Here is a 1,347-nt window from a genome sequence, read left to right as displayed (position 1 = left end):
GGTTGGGGCCTTGCTGGCCGTTGGCCTGCGTTGCCGCCTGATCCGGCTGAATGACGCCGCCGGACAAGGCCAGTCCGCGCCCGGCGTAGGACGCGATGCCGGACAGCCAGATCTTGTACTTCGCTGAATTGGCCTCGGCCTTGTCGATTCGCGCCACGCCCTTCGAAATGGTTGCCTTGATCTCGGCACCGTCGATCGGCAATGTTGCGTCGGAGACATCGTCGAGCGCGAAGAAGCCGCCCTGTTCGGTATGTTTGAGGAAGGCCGGCAGGTTGAGCTTGCTCAACGCACCCGGCCCGAAGGTCGCCGAGACCGAGCCGTCGGCATTGTCGAAGATGGAATCCCAGGTTCTGCCCGGCCCCTTGAGGATCACCGAGACGGTGCCCGTGCCGACCGGCACCAGCCGCGTCATCCCTGCCGCCGTGCCGAAAGCACCGCCGTCGATGTCGGACGCCAGAAGGCGGATTTCGACTTGCGAGCCTTCCGGCTTGCGATCGAAGCGAAGGCTGGTCTGGATGTTGCCGCCGAAGGCCGAGGCATCGGAGATGTCGAAGACGGACAGACCATCCTTGACCTGTGCGGTGGCGGCGACGTCGGCGAGCTGGATCGGCCCCGCCGTGGCGTGCGCCGCCGACAGCCTGAGATCGAGATTGATCTTGTCGGCGAAACTTGTGTCGATTTCGCCAGGCCCCGCCCCTCCGGTCGGCACCAGCGGGGTGAAGGCCGACAGAAACGATCTGAGGTCGAGCGTGTCGAAGGCGAGCGTGCCGGAGATCACCGGTTGTGCTTCACCAAGCGAGAGGTCCAGCGCACCCATCCCCGGATTGTTGTCGAGTGCAATCGCCGTGTTGTCGAACTTGACGCGCCCGCCGGTCGCGGTGATCTTGCTCGAAATGCTGACCGAGCCGATCGCCGCACCCGGAGCGATGCCGGCCTGCGACCATTCCAGGACACGCCGCAGCGAGGGTGCCGAGAACTTCGCTTGACCGTCGAAATAGGTATTTTCAGACATGCTGGCCGTGCCGTCGAACGAGAAGGTGGCGGGCGCCGCCTTGAAGGACAGTGTCAGCGGCGCCGTGCCGCCGGCAAACAGCACAAGCGGTTTGGCCGAGGCGACGTCCAGCGCGACGCTTTCGCCCCGCCAGATGCCGGTTGCCGACAGCGTCGCATTGCTGTTCATCGCCGCCCAATTTGCCTGACCGTTCAAACTGCTCAGGATCTCGACGTCCTTGCCGCCGATGGAGGCTACCATGCGGCCGTCACGAAACTCGACCGTGCCGAAGGTGTCGGTAGGCAGCTTGTCGAGGTCCGGTTTGGCGGGGTCGGCGTTGACCAGGCCGCGCGCCG

General features: G+C 65.1%; 1 protein-coding gene. It reads right to left on the bottom strand.

What is annotated here, in order from left to right; genetic code table 11:
- A partial coding sequence (locus EOA22_RS33760; protein WP_164756190.1) for an AsmA family protein occupies positions 1–1,347 on the bottom strand: 1,347 nt, incomplete at both ends.

The sequence above is a fragment of the Mesorhizobium sp. M7A.F.Ca.US.014.04.1.1 genome (assembly GCF_003998745.1).
Taxonomy (GTDB): Bacteria; Pseudomonadota; Alphaproteobacteria; order Rhizobiales; family Rhizobiaceae; genus Mesorhizobium; species Mesorhizobium ciceri.
Note: the sequence above shows the minus strand (reverse complement) of the source record. Positions and strands in the feature narration are given on the sequence as shown.